The sequence below is a fragment of the Pseudoalteromonas sp. 2CM41L genome, assembly GCF_023161905.1.
In the GTDB taxonomy this organism is placed as follows: domain Bacteria; phylum Pseudomonadota; class Gammaproteobacteria; order Enterobacterales; family Alteromonadaceae; genus Pseudoalteromonas; species Pseudoalteromonas atlantica.
In genome coordinates this window covers 1-17,329 of record NZ_JALNTN010000020.1, presented here as the reverse complement: position 1 = coordinate 17,329, position 17,329 = coordinate 1, and the positions used below count along the sequence as shown (strand labels likewise).

At 40.6% G+C, this 17,329-nt stretch carries 16 protein-coding genes; 13 read left to right on the top strand and 3 right to left on the bottom strand.

Going from position 1 to position 17,329, the window contains the following annotated elements:
* Positions 1-4: 4 nt before the first annotated feature.
* A complete protein-coding gene (metL, locus tag MTF64_RS17870; RefSeq protein ID WP_248452202.1) occupies positions 5-2,350 on the top strand; it encodes a bifunctional aspartate kinase/homoserine dehydrogenase II in 2,346 nt (781 codons plus the stop codon).
* Between the two features lie 54 nt (positions 2,351-2,404).
* Here metL and MTF64_RS17865 read toward each other — a convergent pair whose 3' ends face one another.
* Positions 2,405-4,921 carry a PBP1A family penicillin-binding protein gene (locus MTF64_RS17865; protein ID WP_248452200.1) on the bottom strand — a complete coding sequence of 839 codons (2,517 nt, stop codon included), beginning with the start codon at positions 4,919-4,921 and terminating at the stop codon, positions 2,405-2,407.
* Positions 4,922-5,052: 131 nt separating this feature from the next.
* Between MTF64_RS17865 and MTF64_RS17860 the strand changes: the two genes are divergently transcribed.
* From MTF64_RS17860 to MTF64_RS17820, 9 genes are all read left to right on the top strand, one after another.
* A complete protein-coding gene (locus MTF64_RS17860; RefSeq protein ID WP_248452199.1) occupies positions 5,053-6,132 on the top strand; it encodes a pilus assembly protein PilM in 1,080 nt (359 codons plus the stop codon).
* Entirely contained in the window at positions 6,120-6,692 is a 573-nt protein-coding gene (locus tag MTF64_RS17855; RefSeq protein ID WP_096041061.1) for a PilN domain-containing protein, read from the top strand. Before MTF64_RS17860 ends, MTF64_RS17855 begins: the two co-directional genes overlap by 13 nt.
* Positions 6,682-7,287 (top strand): type 4a pilus biogenesis protein PilO, encoded by a 606-nt coding sequence (locus tag MTF64_RS17850; RefSeq protein ID WP_096041062.1) that lies wholly within the window; start codon positions 6,682-6,684, stop codon positions 7,285-7,287. Before MTF64_RS17855 ends, MTF64_RS17850 begins: the two co-directional genes overlap by 11 nt.
* Positions 7,284-7,820 (top strand): pilus assembly protein PilP, encoded by a 537-nt coding sequence (locus MTF64_RS17845; RefSeq protein ID WP_096041063.1) that lies wholly within the window; start codon positions 7,284-7,286, stop codon positions 7,818-7,820. Before MTF64_RS17850 ends, MTF64_RS17845 begins: the two co-directional genes overlap by 4 nt.
* Positions 7,807-9,897: a type IV pilus secretin PilQ family protein gene (locus MTF64_RS17840; protein WP_096041064.1), complete on the top strand. Its 2,091-nt coding sequence runs from the start codon at positions 7,807-7,809 to the stop codon at positions 9,895-9,897. Before MTF64_RS17845 ends, MTF64_RS17840 begins: the two co-directional genes overlap by 14 nt.
* Positions 9,898-10,081: 184 nt before the next feature.
* Positions 10,082-10,600: a shikimate kinase AroK gene (gene aroK, locus MTF64_RS17835; RefSeq protein ID WP_004589350.1), complete on the top strand. Its 519-nt coding sequence runs from the start codon at positions 10,082-10,084 to the stop codon at positions 10,598-10,600.
* A 28-nt stretch (positions 10,601-10,628) separates the two neighbouring features.
* A complete protein-coding gene (gene aroB, locus MTF64_RS17830; protein ID WP_096041065.1) occupies positions 10,629-11,699 on the top strand; it encodes a 3-dehydroquinate synthase in 1,071 nt (356 codons plus the stop codon).
* Positions 11,699-13,078 (top strand): AAA family ATPase, encoded by a 1,380-nt coding sequence (locus MTF64_RS17825; protein ID WP_096041066.1) that lies wholly within the window; start codon positions 11,699-11,701, stop codon positions 13,076-13,078. The genes aroB and MTF64_RS17825 overlap by 1 nt, the downstream gene beginning before the upstream one ends.
* A 53-nt stretch (positions 13,079-13,131) precedes the next feature.
* The gene (locus MTF64_RS17820; protein WP_024032526.1) at positions 13,132-13,998 is read left to right on the top strand and encodes a Dam family site-specific DNA-(adenine-N6)-methyltransferase; all 867 of its coding nucleotides are present in this window, start codon (positions 13,132-13,134) and stop codon (positions 13,996-13,998) included.
* Here MTF64_RS17820 and MTF64_RS17815 read toward each other — a convergent pair.
* Both MTF64_RS17815 and MTF64_RS17810 read right to left on the bottom strand, forming a co-directional pair.
* Entirely contained in the window at positions 13,946-14,131 is a 186-nt protein-coding gene (locus MTF64_RS17815; RefSeq protein WP_024032525.1) for a DUF2970 domain-containing protein, read from the bottom strand. The two genes, MTF64_RS17820 and MTF64_RS17815, sit on opposite strands and share 53 nt — an antisense overlap.
* A 3-nt stretch (positions 14,132-14,134) precedes the next feature.
* Positions 14,135-14,431 (bottom strand): hypothetical protein, encoded by a 297-nt coding sequence (locus MTF64_RS17810; RefSeq protein ID WP_096041067.1) that lies wholly within the window; start codon positions 14,429-14,431, stop codon positions 14,135-14,137.
* 427 nt (positions 14,432-14,858) lie between these two features.
* Here MTF64_RS17810 and rpe point away from each other — a divergent pair, with 427 nt between their 5' ends.
* The 3 genes from rpe to trpS are packed head-to-tail and all read left to right on the top strand — an operon-like array spanning position 14,859 to position 17,245.
* On the top strand, positions 14,859-15,542 hold the full coding sequence (rpe, locus tag MTF64_RS17805; RefSeq protein ID WP_029771856.1) for a ribulose-phosphate 3-epimerase: 684 nt from the start codon (positions 14,859-14,861) through the stop codon (positions 15,540-15,542).
* A complete protein-coding gene (locus tag MTF64_RS17800; protein ID WP_004589357.1) occupies positions 15,542-16,207 on the top strand; it encodes a phosphoglycolate phosphatase in 666 nt (221 codons plus the stop codon). Before rpe ends, MTF64_RS17800 begins: the two co-directional genes overlap by 1 nt.
* A gap of 33 nt (positions 16,208-16,240) precedes the next feature.
* Entirely contained in the window at positions 16,241-17,245 is a 1,005-nt protein-coding gene (gene trpS / locus MTF64_RS17795) for a tryptophan--tRNA ligase (protein WP_029771853.1), read from the top strand.
* Positions 17,246-17,329 lie beyond the last annotated feature (84 nt).

The window sequence follows — 17,329 nt, the reverse complement described above, 5'->3', positions numbered from 1 at the left end:
GAGTATGGTAAACAGTGTACATAAATTTGGCGGCTCGAGCTTAAGCTCGGGCGAGCGTTATCAAAGTGTGGCAAAAATAATTATTGGCCACACACAGCCTGGCGATTGCGTGGTTGTATCTGCTGCGGGTAAAACCACCGATACATTGGTTTCGCTGTGGCAAAGTTATCAACAACAAGATAAGCAAGCCGTTGCTGATATTTTGCTGCAATTGAGTAATCACCAAACAGCATTAATTGAAGAGTTATTAAAAGCCGGTGCTAAACACACGGCTTTAGCTGTGTTAGCGCAAGAGCTAAGTGATGTAGCGGAGCAAGCCAGCAAGCAGCAGTTGCAAGAGGCAGCCTTACTGGCGCATGGTGAGCTGTGGTCTGCGCGATTATTAGCAGCCTATTTAGCGCAATTAAACATTCAAGCGTGTGCTCATGATGCTAGAGCGCTGTTTAGTGTAACAAGCGGGGAGCTTTTGCATGCGCAAAATAAACAGCAATGCAGCCAAGTCATTGATGCAAATAAGATTAACGTAGTAACAGGGTTTATCGCAGCAAGTGCTGATGGTAAAACAGTTACGCTTGGGCGCAATGGCAGTGATTACAGCGCCACCTTATTGGCTAATTATTGCGACGCACAAAATGTATGTATTTGGACTGATACGCCAGGGGTATTTAGTGCCGACCCACGTAAAGTTGAAAAGGCGATTAAGTACAACAAGGTGTGCCGTGAACAAGCTAACTTATTAGCTCGATTGGGTAACCCTGTGTTACATGCTAAAACGCTTTCGCCTTTAAAAAACAGTAATATTAAACTGGCTGTACGTAGTAGTTTTGATGTGCAAACTGCCCCTACCGATATTGTAAAACAAGGCAAAGCTAAGCAAAAACGGTTTATTACTACATTACAAAACGTTGATTTACTGCTCGTTGAAGGCCTTAACGCGGGTGAAGTGGCGCATGTTAGCCAGCTTATTCAGCACAGCCTTCATCATTTTATACACAACGGCGATACATACTTAGTTGTGCCCGCAGGTGCAACGCATCAAGTAGTGAGTTATTTTGCTGGGCGAGCAAATATCAGCGAGTCTAATTTAAATGGCTGCGCGGTGGTTGCGCCTACGCAAGATGTTTATACACTAAGTACATTAGCGGCTGAGGTTTTAAATCAGCAAAGTATTCACCCTCGTTTTATTCATCAAGATACAGGCTATACATTGCTGTTAACGGATCAGTTAATAGAAAGCGATGTACTTAGTTTATTGCACGAAAAATTAATTAATAAAGGCCAAGAAGTTGCCCTGGTTGTGGCTGGCTTAGGTAATGTAGGCGATGAATTTTTAAGCCAGCTGGATGCTCAATTTAAGCGTTTGTCGGGCGATTATAGTATTAAGCTAGTTGGGTTAATTCGCTCGCAACATATGCTATTTAATGCCTCGGGTATTACGCTTGGGCAATGGAAAAAACAATGGCAGCATAATGCGGTTGCTTATGAGCAGGCGGATTTATTAAGTGCATTAAACGAACTTGATTACGAGCACAAAGTTGTTGTTGATATAACGGCAAGCGAGCAATTTAGCCAATTATACACTGACTTTGTTGAGCGAGACTGCCATTTAATAAGTGCTAACAAGTACGCAGGCACTGCTGCATCTAATTGGTATAACGCGCTGCGCCAAAGTATTAGCGAGCGTAACTTGCATTGGCGCTACAACACCAGTGTTGGGGCAGGGTTGCCAATTAACTTTGCGTTAGCTGATTTACAAAATAGTGGCGATAAAATTACCCGTATTGAAGGTGTTTTCTCGGGCACACTCTCGTGGCTATGCAGTAAGTACGATGGCAGTGTGGCATTTTCTGACCTTGTTCTTGAAGCGCAAAAAATGGGCTTTACAGAGCCTGATCCTCGCGAGGATTTATCGGGCCGCGATATGCAACGTAAATTGCTGATACTTGCACGCGAGCTTGGCATTGAATTAGATTTAAATGATATAAGCTTACAAGCATTAATGCCTGATGAGTTAGCCCAAGGTTCATGGGGTGACTTTTTAGCGGATAAAGATAAGCTAAATGCGTTTATTAAACACCATGCCGATGCGGCAAATGCTCAAGATGCTGTACTTAGGTATACCGGTTTACTGGCATTAGAGCAGGGTAAAGTATCGGCGAAGGTAGGTATTACTTACGCGCCTAAAGGGGACGCCTTAGCTAACTTAACACCTGGCGATAATATCTTTGTTATTAATAGCCAGTGGTACAACGAAAACGCCTTAGTAATACAAGGCCCAGGGGCGGGCAAAGAAGTGACCGCCGCGGGCGTGCACTCTGATTTATATTGGTTAGTTAAAAACTTAAAATAGCGCAGCAAATATTAATAGTAAAACGGCAGCTTGTGTAAGCTGCCGTTTTTGTTTTTAGAATAACTCTTCTTCTGTTTTTGTATCTTCTTCAAAAATATCAGTTGGCTGAGACAGCACATATTTTGTAGGCGCAGTGCCTTTTTCAAAATATTCAAAGCGACTGGTGTAGTCGTTTTTATGACTTAACAAACCTGTTTTTAAATCGATACGAATTGAAACTAGACCTTCAGGAGGCTCTATTGGCGCCTCTGGTGTGCCCTCAAGCGCCACTTTCATAAAATCAACCCAGGCAGGCTGTGCCGTTTTGGCGCCCGATTCAGCACCAGAGATTTGACTGCTATCTAGGTTGTTATTATAGGTTGAGCGTCCTAACGAGTTACCTGGGTTGTCAAAACCAACCCATACAGACGTTACTACATTGCGGTTAAAGCCGCTAAACCAAGTATCAACAGAGTCATTGGTTGTGCCTGTTTTACCCGATAGATCGCGTCTATCTAATGCTTGCGCACGCCAACCTGTCCCGCTCCAGCCTGTTTTATGGGTCCAGCTACCGCCACCCCATACTGCGCTGTGCATTGCTTCAGCAATTAAAAAAGCATTTTGCTTTGAAATAACACGTGGTGCACAACGTGGTTGCGTGGCTGTATCATCTGTTATGTCGGTATCTAGGTTATTGTTGGCAAAGCTATCCACTGCTTGAGAGATGGGTAATAGCTCGTCTTCATCGCAAGCAAGAGCCGGGTTTGCTTTAAATAGTACATTGCCATAGGCATCTTGAATTTCAGATATAAAGTAAGGTTCAATTAAGTGACCGCCATTAGCAAATGCGCTCATGCCGCGAGCAAGCTCTAATGGCGTGATTGATGCACTCCCTAATGCTAACGATTCACTGCGGTTGATATCAGCATCTTTAAAACCAAACTTAAGCAAGTGATCGGCGGTGCGTTGTAACCCTACACCGCGAAGTAAGCGCACAGAAATAACGTTTTTAGATTGTGCAAGTGCACGGCGAATACGTATAGGGCCATTATAAACGGCTGGGCTGTTTTTTGGTCGCCACGCTACACCTAAACTTTTATCCCACTGGTTTATTGGCGCGTCGTTTAAAATAGAGGCCAATGTATAGCCATTTTCGAGCGCAGCAGAATAAATAAAGGGTTTAATATTAGAGCCAACTTGGCGTTTAGCTTGTACCGCTCGGTTGTATTGGCTTTGCTCAAAACTGTAACCGCCTACTATAGCTTTAATACGGCCATCTTGTGGGTCGAGTGAAACAAGTGCACTGGCAGCTTCTGGTATTTGGCTTAGTAGGTAACTGTCGTCGTCATTTTTACGCAGCCATATTTGCATGCCAGGGGTAAGAATGTCAGTAGCGGCTTTAGGGGCAAAACTTTGGCGGTAGCGAGTAATGTATTTGCGCGCCCATTTTAAATTATCCCAATCAAGTGTGGTGCGCTGGCCATTTTTTAAAATAACGTCAGCGGTTTTCTCTGCCACATTTAACACCACGCCAGCATGCAAATCAGCTATTTCTTTAACAGGTTTTAGCTTTTCTATAATTTGCTGCTCACTTAAGGCGGGCTGTGTTTCTGGATCCCATAACACGTCTACAGACCCACGAAAGCCATGACGCATATCGTAGTTATGTAAATTATTAACTAAAGCTGTTTGCGCAGCCTTTTGAACTTTAGACTCCACAGAGGTAAATATTTTAAAGCCAGAGTTATATGCTTTTTCTACACCGTAGCGCTCAACCATCTCAGCACGAACCATCTCAGAGATATAAGGGGCGTAAAGGTCTATCTCAGCACCGTGAAAATAAGCAGTGATAGGCTGGTTAGCCGCATCGTTGTATTGCTGTTGCGTAATATAGTTTTCAGTAAGTAAGCGACCAAGCACTACATTACGACGTGCTTTAGCTCTAATTGGGTTACGAATCGGGTTAAGCGCCGAAGGGGCTTTAGGTAAACCGGCAATCATTGCTATTTGTGCAAGAGTTAGGTCTTTTAGCTCTTTGCCATAGTAAACTTGAGCAGCAGCACCAATACCAAATGCACGATTACCTAGTTCTATTTTATTAAGATACAGCTCAAGAATTTCGTCTTTTGTTAATACACTTTCAATATGTAGGGCTATAAAAATCTCTTTAACTTTACGAATATACGCTTTTTCTCGTGTTAAAAAGAAGTTACGAGCAAGCTGCATAGTAATGGTACTCGCGCCTTGTTTTTTCTCACCTGTTGAAATTAACACAATAGCAGAGCGGACAATACCAATAGGGTCTATACCAATATGGTCATAAAAACGGTTATCTTCTGTGGCTAAGAAGGCATTAATTAAAGGTTGAGGTATTTCGTCTATAGTAACGGGGATGCGGCGTTTTTCACCAAATTGATTAATTAAGAGTCCATCTTTGGTAAAGACTTGCATAGGGGTTTGTAATTGCACGTCTTTTAAAACTTGCACACTGGGGATATCAGGTTTAACGTAATAATAAAGGCTGATTAAAGTGATCAGACCAATTAACGTGCAAATGATAAAAAATTGTAATGTTCTTTTTAATAAAATCACTTATATTTCCCTAAATGGACTCCCAATTGCGAGTTTAGACTGCTAGTATATATTGATTAAAAAATGAATAATATTTTTTACTATAAAAATTATAACTTGTTTATTATTAAAACAAAGGTCAAGTTGCAAACATGCTAAGTCAACTATTTCAAAAGCCATTACCTGCGATGGTCGGAATTGATATCGGATCGCACTCTATCAAAGCAGTGCTTTTAAGTGAAATTGAAACGGGATTTCGACTAGAAGCACTTGCAATTGAACCCATGCCAAAAGGTGCAATGAGCGAGCGCTCTATTCAGGATATCGAAGCAATTGGTAACATAATTACAAAATTAAAAAGAAAACTACCAAAATCGTTAAAATCAGCGGCAGTGGCTGTATCAGGACAAACCGTTATCACTAAAGTTATTTTTATGGATGTTTCATTAAGTGACGCTGAATTAGAGTCGCAAATTGAAATAGAAGCTGACAGCTTAATACCTTACCCCCTTGATGAAGTGAGTTTAGATTTTGAAAAGCTCTCTACCAACGAAGCCGACCCGAGTAAAATGAATGTGTTGTTATCTGCTGCGCGTACAGAAAGTGTTGAAGCCCGTGTGGGCGCGCTGGAGGCGGCAAACTTAACCGCTAAAGTGGTTGATGTTGAAAGCTATGCGTTAAGTAGAGCGATGGAGGTGTATTATCAGCAACTGCCAAGTGATGCCTTTAATAAGTGTGTTGCCGTGGTAGATATTGGCGCTGTATTAATGTTGGTGAGTGTCGTTCAAGCGGGTGAAACAATTTATACCCGCGACCAAGTATTTGGTGGCGACCAATATACTAATAGTATTGTATCTTATTATAATAAAAGTTTTGATGAGGCCGAAATAGGCAAAACAACGGGTGATTTACCTGCTAATTATACTTTTGAAGTGCTGGCACCGTTTCAGACATCACTATTGCAACAGGTGCGCCGTGCGGTACAAATGTTTTTAACAACCACAGGTAAAGATCAAGTAGATTATATAGTGCTAACCGGCGGTACATCAATGATAGACGGTTTAGATAGGTTGTTAATTGAAGAGCTCGGTATTCATGCTGTGGTGGCTGAACCGTTCGCTAATATGGAAATTTCGCCAAAAGTAGACAGAAATGTAATGCAAAGAAATAGAACGCAGTTTGCAATTGCTACTGGTTTGGCATTGAGGAGCTTTTCATCATGCCACATATAAATCTACTGCCGTGGCGAGAGCTACAACGAGAAGAATCAAAAAAGAAATTTATAACTATATTAATAGCAGTAGTACTAGGTAGTTTTGCAAGTATGTACTTACTTAGCTCTTTTTACGCGGGTTTAAAAGATGGGCAGAACTTAAAAAATAATTATTTAAGCTCAGAAATCAGTACTCTTGATAAAAAAATTAGTGAGATTAGAGATCTCGATAAGCGAAAAGAGAATTTACAACAACGAATGCGGTTGATTGAAGAGCTACAAAGCAGCCGTAATTTAGGTACTCAAATTATGGATGAAGTAGCTAAAATTGTTCCTCAAGGCGTGTATTTAACTAAGCTTGAGCGGCGTGGTACACAAATACATGTGTTAGGGCGCAGTGAATCAAACAATCGTTTATCTACTATGCTACGTCAGGTACAAGGCTCTTATCTATTAGAAAGGCCAATCATGCAGGGCATTGTGGCAGGCGATCAAACATCACGGTTACTCAGTGATTTTAATATGGAGTTTTATGTAAAGCCATTTGATAAAATTGGTGAGGTAAGTGATGAACCTTGATTTAAAAGCCTTAAATGAAATAGATTGGAATGAAATTGAGCTCGACAACATTGGTGAATGGCCGGTTGCAGTAAAAGCAATTTGTTGCTTATTTGTCGCCGGTTTAGTGTTGTTTTTTAGTTACAGCTTATTGGTATCTGATGAAATAGACAGCTATCACAGCGCGGTAGCAAAAGAAGTCGAGCTGCGTACTACCTACAGAACTAAATATGCTGTAGCCAGTAAGCTTGATATATATCGCCAGCAAATGGTTGAGATGGAAGATAAGTTTTCACAACTACTAAAGCGATTACCTACCTCAAATGAAACCCCTGGCCTTTTAGACGATTTATCTTATGTAGGTACTACTAGCGGTTTAACATTTTTGAAAATTGGCTGGTTACCTGAAATCGAAAAAGAGTTTTATACCGAGCTGCCTATAAAAATTGAAGTAATAGGTACTTACCATGAGTTTGGTGAATTTGTAGGAAAAGTAGCCCAATTACCACGAATTGTAAGTTTACATGACTTTTCGATTGTATCATCTGGTGAAAAGCAACTAACATTCAGTGTGGTAGCAAAAACGTATCGTTATGAAGAAGGGGTTAAAAAGTGAGACTAGTCCCTTTATTATCATTGTCTGTTTTATTGTTGGCAGGTTGTAACGACGATACGTCTGAGCAAAAAGAATTTATTGACCAAGTTAAGGCCAGCACCACGCCTAAAGTTGAGGGAATACCTGAATTAACGCAGTTTGAACATTTTGAATATAATGCATCGCAGCTGCGTAGTCCTTTTGTGGCTCCACAGCCTGAAATTATTCAAAATAAACTAACGCAAATTAAAAATTGTTTACACCCTGACCCTGATAGAGTGAGAGAGCCACTAGAAAAGTATCCGCTCGATAACCTATCAATGAAAGGTACATTAGGCTCTAGCGGTCAAATGTGGGCACTGATCACCGCAGCGGATGAAACGTTGCATAGGATAACGGTAAATAATTACTTAGGCACGTATGACGGTAAAGTTAAGTCTGTAAGTAGTGATTATGTAGAACTAGTTGAATTAATCCCTGATGGGTCGGGTTGTTGGAAAGAGCGGCTGACTAAATTGGAAATGTTAGAGGCGGCAAATAATGGCGCAAATTAATAATAAAAAAGGTAAAACCCACATGTATAAGGATGTACTTTGGCATCATCGTTTTCAAATGGTGTTATTTGTCATATTGGCTCTTTTTGTTGTAAAAACAGCCAGTGCAGCGCCATTACTTTATGATGTACGTTATAACCCCTTGCTAAAAGGCGAGACAGAGTTACAACTTGTATTTGACGAAGAGCTAACACAACAACCTAAAATTCAAGTACACAACACACCAGCACGCATAGAAATGTTATTTGATGGTGCAGAACTAGAACAGGGTCTTGAAAATGTGCCGGTCGATCACGCAGGTATTAACAGTGTGAGCAGCGTACTGACAGAGCAAGGCTTAAAAGTTACGGTAAATTTAGAGCGTTTAAAAATATACGAAACACAAGTTAATAATAACTTAGTGTCGTTGCGCGTATCTGATAACCCGCTTACTGAACAAGCTTCTGATGAAAGCAGCAATGGTAATAATGCCTCAAGCGCTTATATTAATCGGATTCAATCTATTGATTTTCGCCGTGGTGAAAAAGGTGAAGCAAAAGTTTTAGTATTTTTACAAGACACGCAAGCTGCAATAGAAGTACATGAAAGTGGTGGAAAAATAATTGCAGAGTTTCATCACACAGATATTTTAGACGACTTACTGTATGAATTAGATGTGCTAGATTTTGGTACTGTAGTAAGTACCATTGAGACCTTTAAAGAAGATAGCTTAAGCCGTGTAGTTATTGAGCCTAATGCTGCTTTTACCTTTACCTACCAGCAAATAGATAACATTTTAACGTTAACCATTGAAAAAGATGAAACGCAAAATGCCTATTTAGATGGCGGCAAGGAATATCAAGGTCGTCCAATGACCTTAAACTTCCAAGATATTTCGGTTAGAGCTGTACTGCAAATCATAGCGGGTTATAACGAGTTTAACTTAGTAACGAGTGACTCAGTAACTGGCAATATTACACTTCGTTTAGATGGCGTTCCATGGGATCAGGCTTTAGATGTTGTACTGCGTATTAAAGGCCTTGATAAGCGCATGGATGGCTCTATATTGATGGTTGCGCCAGCTGAAGAGCTCGCTGCACGTGAAGCTAAAGATTTACTAGCAAAACAAAAGGTCGAGGATTTAGAGCCGCTTTACAGTGAGTATATTCGTTTAAACTACGCTAAGGCTGAAGATTTTGCGGATTTACTGAAAACCGACACTAACAGCATCATTTCTGCCCGAGGCAGTGTATCGGTTGACCAGCGTACCAATACATTACTTATTAAAGATACAGCGAAGAGCATTGAGAGCATTCGCCGTATGATTGAAACACTCGATATCCCAGTGCAACAGGTTGTTATTGAATCACGTATGGTAACAGTGCGCGATAACGTCACAGAAGATTTAGGCGTGCGTTGGGGATTTAGTGATCAACAAGATAGTGATGGTATATCTGGCTCGCTTGAAGGAGCTGAGTCTATCTCAAATGGCACTATTCCTGATTTATCAGACCGTCTTAATGTAAACCTACCTATTACTAACCCTGCGGCAAGTATTGGTTTACACATAGCTAAGTTGGCTAATGGTACTTTAATTGATTTAGAGCTAAGTGCTTTAGAAGAAGAAAATAAAGGTGAGATTATTGCGAGCCCGCGCATTACTGCAGCTAATCAGCAAAAAGCACGTATTGAGCAAGGTACTGAAATCCCCTATACCGAATCAGCCTCAAGTGGTGCTACTACTGTAAGCTTTAAAAAAGCGGTATTGAGCCTTGAGGTTACACCGCATATAACGCCTGATAACAAAGTTATTTTAGACTTAGTTATTACACAAGATACTCGTGGCGAAACGGTTCAAACCGGAACAGGTGAAGCGGTTTCGATAGACACTCAACAAATTGAAACACAAGTGCTGGTTGATAACGGCCAAACCGTTGTGCTGGGTGGTATTTTTCAGCAGCAAATAATTAATACCACAAATAAAGTACCTGTACTTGGTGATATTCCGTATGTTGGACGCTTATTTAAGAGCACCAGCGAGTTTAATGAGAAACGTGAATTACTTATTTTCGTGACACCGAAAATACAAATAGACTAAAATTTAGTGGTTTTATGTTCGTCAACGAGTGTTTATTGATAATAATTGCTCGTTATATGGCTTTTTATTGTAATAGACTTGAAATACCCGGCCAATTACTGAGATAATCCCCTCCTTAATTTTGGGGCCAGGTCGTTAGGCGGGGTTTTATTTCAAATTTTAGAGTTCGTTTGTACTAAAAGATATGGCTGAGAAACGTAATATATTTCTAGTTGGCCCCATGGGGGCTGGCAAAAGCACGATTGGTCGTCACATCGCTGACCAATTACACCTTGAATTTGTCGATTCTGATCAAGAAATCGAACGCCGTACCGGTGCAGATATTGCCTGGGTGTTTGATCTTGAGGGTGAAGAAGGCTTTAGACTTCGTGAAGAATCTGTTATTGGCGACTTAACCGAAATGCAAGGTATTGTACTTGCAACCGGTGGTGGTTCAGTAATGAGTAAAGAAGTTCGAAACAAGCTTTCGGCTCGTGGTATCGTTGTATACCTAGAGACACCTATAGAAAAGCAAGTTGCACGCACGCAACGCGACAAGCGTCGCCCATTACTGCAAACTGAAGAAGCACCTCGTAATGTACTAGAGCGCTTAGCAGAAGAACGCGAGCCACTATACAAAGAAGTTGCCGATTTTGTTGTACGCACCGATGAGCAAAGCGCTAAAGTTGTTGCTAACCAAATCATCGAGAAATTAGATTTTTAAAAACCAATAATAAAGGAAATAACAAAGCATGCTTGAATTAACTGTTAATTTGGACGAGCGAAGTTATCCTATTTTTATTGGTCAATCTGCACTTCAAGATAATGGCCGCCTTGTTCACCACATTGGTGATTGTCGGCCTATCATTATCACTAACGACACAGTTGCGCCTTTATATTTACAAGGACTGCTTGATTCGTTAGCTGATCTAGACCCTCTTTCTTTTGTCATTCCCGATGGTGAGCAATACAAGTCACTTGAATGGTTTGAGAAAATATCTGCTTTTTTATTGCAAAATAATTGCGGCCGAGACACATGCTTAATTGCACTAGGTGGCGGCGTTATTGGCGATTTAACAGGCTTTGTTGCTGCATGTTATCAGCGCGGTGTACCGTTTATTCAAATTCCGACCACGGTACTATCACAAGTTGACTCCTCTGTAGGGGGCAAAACAGCGGTAAATCACCCACTGGGTAAAAACATGATTGGGGCGTTTTATCAGCCGCAAGCGGTTTTTATTGATACTAATTCACTTCACACTTTACCGGCGCGCGAATTTGCTGCGGGTATGGCCGAAGTTATTAAGTATGGTTTAATTTACGATACCGAGCTATTTGCTTTTATTGAGCAAAATGTAGAAAAGCTACAGCAACTAGATGAAGCAAGTTTGCAGCATATTATTTATAGATGTTGTGAAATTAAAGCGCTTATCGTGGCGCAAGATGAAAAAGAAAATGGCCTTCGTGCATTACTCAACTTAGGGCATACCTTTGCGCATGCAATTGAAGCGCAAATGGGATACGGTTTATGGCTACATGGCGAGGCTGTTGCTACCGGAATGGTACTTGCTGCTAAATTAGCGCATACACGCGGTGATTTATCGCAAACTGAGGTAGATAGAATTGTAACGCTACTCAAGCTTTATAATTTACCGACTGAGATCCCAAGTGAAATGACTGCTGAGCAGTTTTTAATGCATATGCGTAAAGACAAAAAAAATAAAAAAGGCACTATCCGCTTTATTTTACCTACTCAATTTGGTCAATGCGCATTGGTAGATGACGTATCAGACGACCAAGTTAGAGCGTTAATCGAGCAATAATGCAGGCGCAAATTTTACCAAGCCGTGCGGCGTTGGTGGATAGAATCGCTCTGCAATTTGAATACGGGCAAAACTTAATTGTATTACTAGGCACCTCTGGCTTAGGCAAAAGTTATATGCTCGAAACCTTCATCACCGACAAATACAACAGTTTTAATAAAGCATTTGTACAAGTAAGTGCCAGTGTAAATGATGTATCACTGATGAGTGATATATTAGAGCAAAGCTTTAACTCTCCGCTGATTGATCACGATTTATCGTTAAGTGAAAACTTTTACCAATTGTTGCAGCAGCAGCCGTGTGAGGCTTGTTTGTGGGTGCTCGATAATGCAAGGCACTTATCTGAAGAGTTATTACAGGAATTAGAGTTACTTGCCAAAAACAGCCCTGTAACGCTTTATATCATGCTAGCTTCGCAATCAAAGCTAGCTATTAATAATGCGGTTGAAATTTACTTAGAGCCTTTATCTGCACATGAATCTAAACAGCTAATGAGCTGGTATTTTCCTAATTTACCGTATGATGAAGACCCCGTATTTAGCGCATTTTTAAATGAAGCGAATGGCAACCCCAGCTTATTATTAGCATGGCAACCAACGGAGCATGTGGCTGATATTGTAAAAAAAGATAAAGTGTCGTGGCGAGTACACTTAATCTCGTTGTTAATTATAATTATGCTACTTATCATTGGGTTGCTGTATAAAAATGACATGACCCAGTGGTGGCAAACGTACTATCAAAATCAACAAAGCCAGGACATAGATACCGCTATTCCTGCTTCTAAAATTGTCGCTATCCCAAGCGCGGATAAAGAAGTCAGTAATGACAATTCTGATATATCAAAAGCGGATTTGCCTTTAGAGCCGGTCAGCGATAAATCACAAGGTAATGTAGCGCCCCATAAAAACGATGTGCCGGCGATAATGCAAAGTTTAACGCGTCAGGCTCAACAAAGCGCTCAAAGCGCTCAAAGTGAGCAAAGCGAGGCGTTACCACAAAGCTTAAACACTCCTGAGACTATTGAGCCAATTGAAAGTGACGATAAAGAAAGCCCGCAGCCTAAAATCTCAAATAACGTATCCGATAACGCTTGGTATTTAGCTCAGCCAGATAATAATACAACTGTGCAGCTGCTAGCCGTTACACAGGAAAAAATCACCCGTGAGTTTATTATTCAACATAATTTAAGCCAGCGCGCTAAGGTATATCAAACTAAGCGAAATAATAAAGTGTGGTGGGTGGTTACTATTGGCAGTTATGCATCACTCGCTGATGCTAAAAGTGCGTTGTCTGCCTTGTCGAGTGCGCTTAGAAAGAACAAGCCTTTTTATAAAAAAATCAGCAAAATAAAACAAGAAATTGCACGACTTGATCAGTAAACTGACTCACTTTAGTGTAAAATCGCGCTACAGCAGATTGAAGTTAAGAACCAATGCAACAAAAGAGTAGAGCCTTCCTTAAATGGGCTGGCGGTAAATACAGCCTAGTTGAAGATATTAATGCACGTTTATCTCAAGCCAGCAAACACGCTGAAACCTTGGTAGAACCTTTTGTAGGTGCAGGCTCGGTATTTTTAAATAGTAATTTTAAACACTATTTACTCAACGACATCAATGCTGATTTAATTAACTTATACAAAGAGCTCAAGCGCTCGCCTGATGAGTTTATAAGTGACTCTAAAAAACTATTTGTTGATTTAAATAACCACCCAGACGCTTACTACGAATACCGTGTACAGTTTAATAAAAGCAGTGATGTGTATGAGCGCGCAATGCTCTTTTTATACATGAATCGCCATGGTTACAATGGGCTGTGTAGGTATAACCTCAAAGGCATTTTTAACGTGCCATTTGGTAAATATAAAAAGCCTTATTTTCCAGAAAAAGAAATGTACTTTTTTGCCGAAAAAGCACAAAAAGCCACATTTACCTGCCTAAGCTATGATGATGTGTTTAAGCTTGTGCCAAACAATGCGGTTATTTATTGCGATCCGCCTTATGTACCGTTAAGTAAGACAGCGTCGTTTACCTCTTACGCTAAAGGCGGGTTTAATTTAGACGATCAAGCAAACTTGGCAAACTTAGCTGAGCAAGCTGCGTTTGAAAACAATACCCCAGTGCTTATATCTAACCACGATACCGTGTGGACGCGAAAAATTTATAGCCAAGCTACACTTGGTAAAATTCAGGTAAAACGTACTATCAGCCCTAAAGGTGGATCACGCAACAAGGTCGACGAGCTAATGGCTATGTATTTAGCACCCAAGCAACCACTGCGTAAATTGTCACTACAAAAATAACAAAAAACAGCACAGCTAAAGCAATAATAAAAAGAGGGGAGTGTTGTTGGAAGTCGGCTTGGCGTTTGTGCTCTGATTGCACACCAAAAAATGCTGCTAGCACACTTTGCAACGCGCTAATAAAGTGCAGCATTATTTAAAATAGAGGTTTTATTGAAGGCGTATTCTTAGCGTCTTCTGAGCTAGTTAACAGCTCTAATAAATCTAAATAATGAAACTGCGCACTGCGGCTATCGCCTGTTAGCCACGAAAACCACGATGAGTCTTCTTCTACTTTCGCACACGTTAAGGTGTTTGAAGCGTTTTTACTACTTGCCTGATGCTGACAATTGCTAACTAAGCTTAAATCTTGCTTAGAACTTGGCGCAAAACTAAATGCCCCAATAAATAACAATGCCGACGCAATTAAGATCCCTATTTTAAATGCACGCATAATATTAGCCTAAAATTAAGTTACTCTTTTAATAATAACAAAAGCTGTATAAATAACAAACTAATATTTATCTGTAATAGCTAAGGCCTGTTGAAACTTGCGAGTTAAAGTGTGTTCTCAAGCTAAGAGTTTTTAAATCGCGCCCCGAAGTTTGTAATCGAGTGGGCACAATAACTGCTCTTGCGTTAATCTAATAGCTTGTATCATGTAAGCATGGCTTGTGCATCCTACTCACGGCCTTACCAAAAATTAAACATGCTGCCCAAAACTCAACCACTAAAGCTCAACACGCCCTAAAGCTTTTTATAAATAAATACTTATATATTTAAATCGATATTTTTAGTTATGCCTAATTTACAGTGTATTACTTGGGAAACCTCAGCATTTACGGTACATTAAGGCATACTTTACTGATTGACGGATTACTATGTTAAACCCTGAACAAAAATACTTAATTGCGCCTTCTATTTTGTCAGCCGATTTTGCAAAATTAGGCGAAGATGTGGATAAAGTACTCGCTGCAGGCGCTGATGTAGTACATTTTGATGTCATGGACAATCACTACGTGCCTAATCTCACTATTGGGCCTATGGTGTGCAAAGCGCTTAGAGATTACGGTGTAACAGCGCCTATAGATGTGCACCTAATGGTAAAACCAGTCGATAGTATAATTCCTTTGTTTGCAGAGGCCGGCGCATCAATAATTACTTTTCACCCTGAGGCCAGCGAGCATATAGACCGCACCATACAGCTCATTAAAGACCATGGTTGTAAAGCGGGTTTAGTATTCAACCCTGCCACTAGCCTTAGCTACCTCGATCACGTTATTGATAAGCTAGATACTATTTTATTAATGTCGGTAAACCCAGGCTTTGGCGGCCAAAGCTTTATTCCCCACACCCTTGAAAAACTAGCTCAAGCTAAGCAGCGTATAGTTGCGTCGGGTCGTGATATTCGCCTAGAAGTAGATGGTGGTATTAAGGTTGATAACATAGCCGCAGCAGCGCAAGCAGGTGCCGATATGTTTGTAGCAGGGTCTGCTATTTTTAATGAGCCTGATTACAAGGTTGTTATTGATCAAATGCGTGAGCAGTTAGGAAACGTAAAGTAATGAAATATGATGTAGCTTTGTTCGACCTTGACGGCACACTTGTTGATAGCGTTTACGATTTATACCTAGCAGTAAACTTAACACTGAGTGATTTAGCGTTTCCTATTGTTAGCCAAAGCTTGGTTGAAAGCTGGATAGGCAACGGTATTGAAACCCTAGTCAAGCGTGCACTCAGCGGTGATATGCAAATTAGCGAACATTTAGATGAAGCGCTTAGTGCAAAAGCCATTGCCTTATTTTACCAACATTATGAGCAGCTAGTGGGCAAGTATAGTGTGTTGTATCAGCATGTAGAAACAGGGCTCAGTGCTTTGCGGGGCATGCCAAAAGCACTTGTTACTAATAAGGCGCGTCTATTTACCGAGCTACTACTTGATAAGCTTTCCCTTACAAGTCACTTTGAAGTGATAGTGTGTGGAGACGATATGGCTAAAAAGCCTTCACCAGCGCCTTTACTGTATGCATGTAAAAAGCTAAATGTTGAGCCGAGTAAGGCTATTATGATTGGCGATTCAAAAAGCGATATATTGGCAGCACATGCCGCTAAAATTGATGTAATAGCGGTGGATTATGGTTATAACCAAGGCGAAAATCTTGAGGATTATAATCCACAGTACCTATGCGATAACTTCTTAGATATAATACCAACACTAACACAGCGTTAAAATTTTTAATTAACTAAACACTAAAGGAAAATCATGAGTAAACCAGTAGTTTTAAGTGGCATTCAGCCAACCGGTGGTATGACAATAGGCAACTATGTTGGCGCTATTAACCAGTGGCTAAAGCTACAGGAAGACCACGAAAGTTTCTTTATGCTTGTTGATTTACACGCGATTACCGTGCGCCAAGAGCCTGAACTTCTTCGCTCTCGTGTATTAGATGGTATAGCGTTATACGCGGCATGTGGCATAGACCCTGAAAAATCGGCCTTATTTGTACAGTCGCAAGTGCCAGAACACGCGCAGTTAGCATGGGTGCTAAATTGTTACGCACAAATGGGCGAGCTTAACCGCATGACTCAGTTTAAAGACAAGTCATCTAAGCATGCTAACAATGTAAACGTAGGTTTATTCTCGTACCCAGTATTGCAAGCTGCGGATATTTTATTATATCAAGCTGACCAAGTACCGGTAGGGGATGACCAAAAGCAGCACTTAGAGTTAACGCGTGATATAGCGACACGCTTTAATAATTTATACGGTGACGTATTTAAGTTACCTGAGCCATACATTCCCGAATTTGGCGCACGCGTAATGAGCCTTCAAGATCCGCTCAAAAAAATGTCTAAGTCTGACGAAAACCCTAATGGCTACATCATGCTATTAGATGAGCCTAAAAAGATTGAGAAAAAGCTTAAAAAAGCAGTAACCGATTCAGACGAGCAAGCGCGTATTTACTTTGACCGTACTGAAAAGCCAGGCGTTTCTAATTTACTTACTTTATTAAGCGTAGCCACTAAGCGCTCAATTGAAGACTTAGTGCCAGAGTATGAAGATAAAATGTATGGTCACCTGAAAAAAGACACAGCCGATGCAGTTGTTAGCATGATTGAGCCAATCCAAGCTCGTTTTAAAGAGATCAGAGAAGATCAAAACCTACTTGATAGCATCATGAAATCAGGCGCAGAAAAAGCCAGTGTACGTGCAGAAAAAACACTTAAATCGGTTTACGATGCACTAGGGTTTATTCCTCGTACATAAATTGCTTTATTAGGGCGTGTTGATCTTTGCGGATTGAAATTTGTTCAATCTAGGGGCGATTAAATCGCGGCGCGAGGTTTGTAA